The sequence below is a fragment of the Massilia jejuensis genome (genome assembly GCF_042656795.1).
GTDB classification, from domain to species: domain Bacteria; phylum Pseudomonadota; class Gammaproteobacteria; order Burkholderiales; family Burkholderiaceae_D; genus Telluria; species Telluria jejuensis.
This window is the reverse complement of sequence record NZ_JBHSMS010000024.1, coordinates 1-8,237: the sequence shown is the minus strand read 5'-3', so window position 1 is coordinate 8,237 and position 8,237 is coordinate 1. Positions and strand designations below refer to the sequence as shown.

Annotated in this window: 7 protein-coding genes and 1 pseudogene; all 8 read left to right on the top strand. The window is 65.8% G+C overall.

Going from position 1 to position 8,237, the window contains the following annotated elements; translation table 11 throughout:
* A pseudogene (locus tag ACFPOU_RS07605) lies at positions 1–330 on the top strand (TetR/AcrR family transcriptional regulator); the annotation flags it as partial.
* Between the two features lie 178 nt (positions 331–508).
* Positions 509–1,603: an amidohydrolase family protein gene (locus ACFPOU_RS07600; RefSeq protein WP_379717092.1), complete on the top strand. Its 1,095-nt coding sequence runs from the start codon at positions 509–511 to the stop codon at positions 1,601–1,603.
* The gene (locus tag ACFPOU_RS07595) at positions 1,600–2,472 is read left to right on the top strand and encodes a fumarylacetoacetate hydrolase family protein (RefSeq protein WP_379719049.1); all 873 of its coding nucleotides are present in this window, start codon (positions 1,600–1,602) and stop codon (positions 2,470–2,472) included. The genes ACFPOU_RS07600 and ACFPOU_RS07595 overlap by 4 nt, the downstream gene beginning before the upstream one ends.
* A gap of 13 nt (positions 2,473–2,485) precedes the next feature.
* A complete protein-coding gene (locus ACFPOU_RS07590; RefSeq protein ID WP_379719046.1) occupies positions 2,486–3,400 on the top strand; it encodes a 3-hydroxyacyl-CoA dehydrogenase in 915 nt (304 codons plus the stop codon).
* Complete coding sequence (locus tag ACFPOU_RS07585) at positions 3,397–4,569, top strand: thiolase family protein (RefSeq protein WP_379719044.1); 1,173 nt, start codon at positions 3,397–3,399, stop codon at positions 4,567–4,569. Before ACFPOU_RS07590 ends, ACFPOU_RS07585 begins: the two co-directional genes overlap by 4 nt.
* 80 nt (positions 4,570–4,649) lie before the next feature.
* Entirely contained in the window at positions 4,650–5,519 is an 870-nt protein-coding gene (locus tag ACFPOU_RS07580) for an SDR family oxidoreductase (protein ID WP_379719041.1), read from the top strand.
* Between the two features lie 225 nt (positions 5,520–5,744).
* Positions 5,745–7,430 (top strand): DUF1302 domain-containing protein, encoded by a 1,686-nt coding sequence (locus ACFPOU_RS07575; protein WP_379719038.1) that lies wholly within the window; start codon positions 5,745–5,747, stop codon positions 7,428–7,430.
* Positions 7,431–7,454: 24 nt separating this feature from the next.
* On the top strand, positions 7,455–8,237 hold a 783-nt coding region (locus tag ACFPOU_RS07570; protein ID WP_379719035.1), incomplete at its 3' end, for a DUF1329 domain-containing protein.

Sequence of the window (8,237 nt, the reverse complement as noted above, 5' to 3'; positions counted from 1 at the left end):
TACCTCGACAACTACGCCGCGCACGGGCAGGCGCGGCTGCTGCTGGGCGCGGCGCCCGAATACACACTGCGCCTGTTCGGGCGGCTGTTCAACGAATCCCTGGTGCGCATCGAGGAGCTGATGCGCGGCGTGTTCGACGCCTGGGACGCGCGCCTTGGCATCCGCATCGACCGCGAACTGGTCTGCGAGCTGATGATCCGCTGCGTGCTGAGCGAGCTGGTGGTGCCGCATGAGCGTCCGCAGGACGGCGTGCAGCGCATCGTGACCTTCCTGTACTCGATCGTCGATTGCGAAGCGCGCGCCATGCTGGAAAACCCGCCGCAAAAATAAAAGTTAAACAGAATTGCCAAATCTGTCTATATTTGGCATGATGGGTCCTGATGTAAAAGCACCGACCGAGTGCGCCGGATGGAGACATGAAGCGTGTGGACAGGCTGTATGGCCGTCCGATGTGTCCGGCCGATGGCGCCCCAGCGTCGGGATAACCAATCGTCACAGGGAGACACCCATGCTCATCGACCTTCACGCCCACGCGCCGCATCCCGACTACTACGACCAGCACCCGCACTGGGGACCCTTCTTCGAAAAACGCCCGGACGGCGACATCAAGCTGCGCGTCGGCCACTGGATCCTCTCGCTCGGTTCGCCGGAACGCAAGGCCGCGCTGAAGAAGGCCAAGGCCGAGGGCAAGGACCTCGACATCAACCAGTACCTGGAACGCTGGGCCGATCCGAAGACCCGGCTGGCCGGCATGGATGCCGCCGGACAGAGCGCGCAAGTGGTGTCGGTGCCCTCGCACTGCTACATGTACTGGGCCGAGCCGGAGTTCGGCGTGCCCTTCGCGCAGAAGGTCAACGACGTGATGGCGGAGTACTGCGCTGCCGCACCGAACCGCCTGATGGCCTGGGCCCATGCGCCGCTCAACGTGCCGACCGAGGCGGCGAAGGAAATCCGCCGCGCCTGCACCACCCTCGGCGCCAAGGGCCTGGTGGCGGGCGGCGCCAACTTCGGCGGCCTCGAATTCGATTCGCCCGAGATGGATCCGGTCTGGGAAGCCCTGTGCGACGTCGACCTGCCGATGTTCGTGCACGGCTATAACCAGTCGGTGACCTGGGGCGAACAAGCCAACACCGACCGCTACGAGACCACCGCCATCGTCGGCATGAACTACGACGAGACCAAGTGCTTCTGGAACATCATCAACGGCGGTGTGCTCGACCGTTTCCCGAACCTGAAGATCTACATCACGCACGGCGGCGGCTTCGTTCCCTACCAGCTCGGCCGCCTGGCGCAGACCAATCCGAACCTGGACGTCTCGCACAACAAGAAGCCGGTGCTCGAGTACATGAAGAACTTCACCTTCGACGTCGAACTGCACGAACTGCCGATGCGCCAGGCCATGATCGAAGTCATCGGCGCCGACCGCGTCGTCTACGGCTCGAACTTCGGCGGCAGCGACGCGGTGCGCCATGACCTGACCGACGGCCTGCGCCTGTCGGACGAGGACCTGCAGAAGATTCGCTGGAAGAACGCGTGCGAACTGCTGCGCATCGACCCGGCGACCCTGGTCGAGGTGGCGAAACCGGCGGCGATCGCGGCATGAAGATCGCGCGCTGCACCGACGGCGGGACGCCATTCTGGGCGCTGGTCGACAGCGAGGCCGGGACGCTGCGCGAAATCGGCGGCGTCTTTGCCGACTGGGGACCGGCGCTGACGCGTGCGATCGCGGCCGGCCGCCCCAAGGAAGGGCAGGCGGCCTTGCCGCTGCAAGGCGCGGCGCGCCAGCTGGCCGGCGTACGCCTGCTGGCGCCGGTCGAACCGGTCAACCGGGTGGTGGTCGCCGGCGCCAACTACGCCAAGCACCTGGCGGGCGACTTCGGCCTGAAGTCGCCTTCCCAGCCGATCGCTTTCCTGAAGGCCTACGGCGCGCTGATCGGCGCCAACGATCCGATCCGCTATCCGCCGCTGACCAGTGAACTCGACCACGAAGTCGAACTGGTAGTGGTGCTGGGCGACGCCCCGGTAGATCTCGAAAATCCGCTGGCGGCGGTGCTCGGCTACACGGTCGGCAACGACGTGTCGGCGCGTGACCTGCAGCGCAGCGGCCCGGCCGGCATCGGCATGGACCTGTTCGCGGCCAAGAGCCAGGACCGCAGCACCGGCGTCGGCCCCTGGATCGTCACCCGCGACGAATTCCCGGCCGGCAGCCCGCAGCTGCGCCTGAGCCTGAAGGTCAACGGCCAGACCCGGCAGGACAGCACGACGGCCGAAATGACCTGGGACGTGGCCCAGTTGCTGCGCTTCGTCGAACAGCGTTCGAGTTTTGCCGCCGGCGACGTCATGTTCACCGGTTCTCCGGCGGGCGTCGGCCAGGGCACCGGCCTGTACCTGAACCCGGGCGACCTGGTCGAGGCGACTGTCGAAGGCATCGGAACCATCAGCAACGTAGTCGGGCCGAAGCCCGGCGCTTGAGGAGACTATAACAATGAGCGACAAGAACGAAGTAGCGGGTGTGGTTGTGGTCGTGGGCGCCGGCCTGATGGGCACCGGCATTGCGCACGCCTTTGCCGCCAGCGGTTTTACGACCCGCCTGGTCGACAGCAATGGCCAGGCGCTGGACAAGGCGCTGCATGGCATCCATGCCATTCTCGACGGCGGCGTCAGGCTCGGCAAGCTGGCGCTTGAAGCGGCCGAAGCGGCAAAGGCGCGGCTCAGCGTGCATACCGTGCTGACCGAAGGCGCGGCCGGCGCCAGCCTGCTGGTCGAAACCGTGTCCGAGAACCTGGCGCTGAAAAAGGCGATCCTGGCCGAAGCCGCGCCGCTGCTGGCGGAAGGCGCGCTGCTCGCCACCAACACCTCGGCGCTGTCGGTGACCGAAATCGCGGCATCCGTGCCGCACTCGGAGCGCCTGATCGGCATGCACTTCTTTAATCCGGTGCATAAGATGAAGCTGGTCGAACTGGTGCTCGGCATCGCCACCGACGAGGCCACCGTCGCGCGCAGCCGCAGCTGGGTAGAGGCCATCGGCAAGACCTCGATCCTGGTCAACGAATCCCCGGGCCTGACCACCAGCCGCATGTCGGCCATGCTCGGTAACGAGGCGATGTGGATGCTGCAGGAAGGTACCGCCAGCGCCGAGGATATCGACACCGCGCTGCGCATGGGTTTCAACCACCCGATGGGGCCGCTCGAACTGGGCGACCTGACCGGCTGGGACACGCGCCTGTCGGTGCTGCGCTACCTGCATTCGACGCTCGGCGAAAAATTCCGCCCTTGTCCGCTGATCATCAAGATGGTGGCGGCGGGCCGCCACGGACGCAAGACCGGGCATGGCGTCTACCAGTACGACGCGGCTGGCCAGCGCGTGGCCGGTTCCGGCCTGAAGGCGAGCAATCTATGAACGACATCTACATTGTCGAGGCGGTGCGCACGCCCATCGGCAAATACAAGGGCAGCCTGGCCGGCGTACGCGCCGACCATCTGGGCGCGCACTTGCTGGGCGAGATCGTGCGCCGCGCCGGCATCGAGCCGGCCGAGGTGGATGACGTCATCTTCGGCTGCGTCACGCAAGTGGGCGAGCAGTCCGCGAACATCGCGCGCACCGCCTTGCTCGGCGCCGGCTGGCCGGCGTCGATTCCAGGTCTCGCGATCGACCGCAAATGCGGCTCGGGCGAAGTGGCGGTACACCTGGCGGCCGGCATGATTGCGTCCGGCGCCGCCCAGGTGGTCGTGGCCGGCGGCGCCGAGAACATGAGCCGCGTGCGCATGGGCGGCAACCGCGAGATTTATGGCGAAGCCTTCGGCTGGATGGCCTCCGACCACTGGGAGCTGACCAGCCAGGGCGAGGCCGCCGAGCGCGTGGCCGACAAGTGGGAACTGAGCCGCGCTGAGTTGGACGCCTATGCGGTCGAGAGCCACCGGCGCGCGGCGGCCGCCTCCCAGGCCGGCTGGTTCGGTCGCGAAATCGCCGCGGTGCCGGTCGCCGCGCTGATGGAGCGCGGCTATGCGGAACCGGTGCCCGAGCTGCTGGCGGTCGACGAAACCATCCGTCCGGGCACGAATGCGGAAAAGCTGGGGACCTTGAAGACCAGCTTTCGCCCAAACGGCAAGCTCAGCGCGGGGAATTCGTCGCAGATTTCGGATGGCGCCGCGGTGCTGCTGCTGATGTCGGGCGCGGCAGTCAGCCGTCTCGGCGTCACGCCCCGCGCGCGCATCCGCGCTTTCACCACGGTCGGTTCCGACCCGACCCTGATGCTGACCGGCCCCGTGGCGGCCACGCGCAAGGTGCTGGAAATGAGCGGCCTTGAGCCGGGCGACATCGACCTGTTCGAGGTGAACGAGGCCTTCGCCTCGGTACCGCTGATGTGGGCGAAGGAGCTGGGCGTGCCGCAGGAACGCCTCAACGTGAATGGCGGCGCGATCGCTCTCGGCCATCCGCTGGGCGCGAGCGGCGCACGCATCATGACCTCGTTGTTGCATGAACTTGAACGGCGCGGTGCGCGCTATGGCCTGCAGGCGATCTGCTGTGCCGGCGGCATGGGCACGGCGACCATCATCGAACGCATGTAGTGAAGCAGGCGCGGCAGGACCGGCACAGAACCGGCCGCCGCACAGCAGCCGTACCTAACTAATACAGGAGGAGACAAAGCATGCACATCGACCTGAGCGGCAAACGGGTGATCGTCACCGGCGCCTCGCGCGGCATTGGCCTGGCCATCGCGCGCGCTTTCGCGGCGGAGGGCGCGCGGGTCGCCATCTGTGCGCGCGGCGGCGAAGCACTGCAGAGCGCCGCGCGCGAACTGTCCGCCGCGCGCGAACTGGCTGGCGGCGCGCACTGGATCATCGCGCGCGAAGTCGACGTCACCGACAGCGCTGGCGTGCAAGCCTTCGTCGCCGAAGTGGCCGACGCCTGGGGCGGCGTCGATGTCCTGGTTAACAACGCGGGACAGGGGCGCGGGGGCAACCTCGACACCCTCACGCCCGAGCAGATCCTCGAGCACGCCAACATCCTGCAGATGGGGCATTTCCGCTTCGTGCAGGCGGTGGTGCCGCACATGCGGCGCCAGCGCTGGGGCCGCATTGTCGAGATCAATGCCCTGGCCGGCGCTTTTCCCACCCCCGACGGCATCCCCTCGGTGATCAACCGCGCCGCCTGCCTGGCGCTGTCGAAGTCGCTCGGCATGTCGCTGGCGAAGGACAACATCCTCGTCAACTCGCTGAACATGGGCTGGATCGACACCGGCCAGTGGGATCGCCATTACCGCGAAGTGGGGCCGGGCGTCTCGCGCGAGGAATTCGATGCCATGGTGCTCAAGGTGGTGCCGCTCGGGCGCTTCGGCAAACCCGAAGACGTGGCCGGCATGGCGCTGTTCCTGGCCAGCGAGTACGCCTCCTTCATCAGCGCGGCCTCGATCGACATCGCCGGCGGGCTGCAGGGCCAGATCGCGTATTACCCAACCCTCAAGCGCGATTTCACCGACATGGTCCGGGCACGCAACCTGGCGGCCGACGCCGCGTGACGGCTGGTGCGCAAGCCGCTTGCCTGCGCACCTAAAATTCTCAATACAGAATCTTCGTCAAACAGTAGAATTCTTCGGAAATTAGTACTACAATCAAAGCGTCGTAAAAGTCTCGTATCCGTTGGGCCGAAGACAGTCGAGCAGCACGGTTCACTGGAAGGACTTGCAAGCAGTGCTGAACGATTTCTAAAAGCGGTCATAACCGATAAACAGGAGACAGGTCCCATGAACCAAACACGCGGTGTTCCATCGCCCGCCAGCCTCGCGCTGCGCGCTATCCCAGCAGCGGCAGCAGCGGCGCTCGCCTGCGCCTTCCCGGCGCTGGCAACCGAGATCGTGCTCGACAACCCCGACATCAAGATGCGGCTCGATACCACGGTCCGCTACACCGGCGGCTTCCGGATGGAAGGGCAGGACCCGCGCCTGCTGCGCAACTACATCTACGACGAGGGCGACTCGAAATTCGACAAGCACGACATGGTGACCAACCGTCTCGACCTGCTGACCGAATTCGACGTCAGCTGGCGCAACAAGCTCGGCGCCCGCGTGTCGGGAGCGGCCTGGTACGACCGTGCCTACGACGACCGCTCGGTGCGTTCGCCCGCCGGTTTCCTGACCGCCTACCGCAACGCCGAATACAACAATGAAGTGCAGCGCTACGTGAACGGCCCGTCCGGCGAAATCCTCGACGCCTTCGTCTGGGCCAACGTCGACCTGGGCAAGGTGCCTGTGAATATCAAGGTCGGCCGCCAGACCAACGTCTGGGGCGAAGGCCTGCTGCTGGGCGCCCACGCGATCTCCTATGCCCAGTCGCCGGTCGACGGCGTCAAGGCGGCGATCAATCCGGGTGTCGAGACCAAGGAGGTGTTCCTGCCGATCGGCCAGGTGTATCTCAGTGCCCAGGTCACCGATGCGCTGACCCTGGTCGGCCAGTATTATTACGAATGGAAGCCGACCCGCATCCCGCACGCGGGCACCTACCTGATGGGCGCCGACACCGCGCCTTCGTCGGACAACCTGGTGTTTCCGATTGCCGGGGTGGCCGCGCAGCTGATCGAGGCGAAGAAGCCGGGCGACCATGGTAACTGGGGTATCGGCGCACGCCTGAACGCCGAGTCGATCGAATCGAACTTCGGGGCCTATTACCGCCGCTTCGACGATTATTCGCCGGAGCTGGGCGTGCAGCTGCTGAACTTCAAGGGTCCGTTGCCGACCCAGGCGCGCTTCCTGTATCCGGACAAGATCGACCAGTACAGCCTGAGCTTCAGCCGGGTGATCAAGTCGGTCTCGGTCGGCGCCGAGCTGTCCTACCGCAAGAACGGCGCCCTGAACACGCCTTCCTCGATTGTCACGCCGACCGGAGCGCGTGGCGACACCTGGCACGCCGTCGTCAACGGCGTCTTCATGCTGCCTGCGACGCCGCTCTGGGCGACCGGCACGCTGGTGGGCGAACTGGCCTATAACCGCCTCGACAAGGTCACGACCAATCCAAATTCCTACCGTTCGGTCGGCGCGTCCAGCTGCGTCGATTCGCGCACCGGCGTGGCCGGCTCGGGCAACAAGGACGACGGCTGCTCGACCAGGGATGCGTGGCTGATGGCATTGCGCTTTACTCCGCAGTACCTGAACGTGCTACCTTCGTGGGACTTGTCCCTGCCGGTCAGTGCGACCTACGGCCTGAAGGGCAATGCCCCGTCCTCGGGCGGCGGTACCGAAGGCGAATTGCGCTGGTCGATCGGCGCCACCGCCACCTATGCATCGAAATATGAATTTTCGCTCCTGTATGCCGACCGCACGCTGCCCGTCCGCGAGCTGAACGGCAGGATCACCGGGGGCGCGGCCCACAGCAATTCGTCGGTCGGCGTCATCGACCGCGGCTGGCTGTCCTTTACCTTCAAGACGGCATTCTAAAGCGCCGCAAACAGGAGACAAGACATGAAAACGAATCGCATTCTCGTGGCACTGCTGGCAGGCCTTGCAGCCGGCGCCCAAGCCCAGGTTACGCCGGACGAAGCCAAGCAGCTCGGGTCCACGCTGACCCAGGTCGGCGCGACCAAGGCAGGCAACAAGGAAGGCACTATTCCCGCCTACACCGGCGGGCTGACCAAGGCGCCGCCAGGCTTCAAGGCCGGCAGCGGCGTCTGGGCCGATCCGTTCAAGGACGAGGCGCCACTGATGCGCATCGACGCCAAGAACTGGCAGCAGCATGCCGACAAACTCTCGGAAGGCCAGAAGGAACTCTTCAAGAAAAACCCGGGCTTCTACATGGATGTGTATCCGAGCCACCGCACGGGCGCCATGCCGGACGACGTGCTGGCCAAGACTGTCCGCAACGCCACCACCTGCAAGACCACCAAGGGCGGTCTCGGCGTCGACCAGGCCTGCCGCGGCGGCATCCCGTTCCCGATCGCGAAGACCGGCAATGAAATGATGTGGAACCAGCAGCTGCGCTACAAGGCCGACACCACCACGCGCTCCTCGCGCTCGTGGGTGGTCGATTCGAGCGGCAAGGCCGTCATGACCTCGCAGCAGCAGACTTTCGAGGAAACGCCGTACTACCACGCCGACCTCGATGGTCGCGACGACCAGATGTACTGGCGCACCTATTCGGTCACCAGCGCGCCGATCCGCAAGGCGGGCGAGGTGACGGGATTGATGGACTTCCTCGATCCGACCCAGAAGCCGCGCCGCGCCTGGAGCTATGCGCCAGGCCAGCGC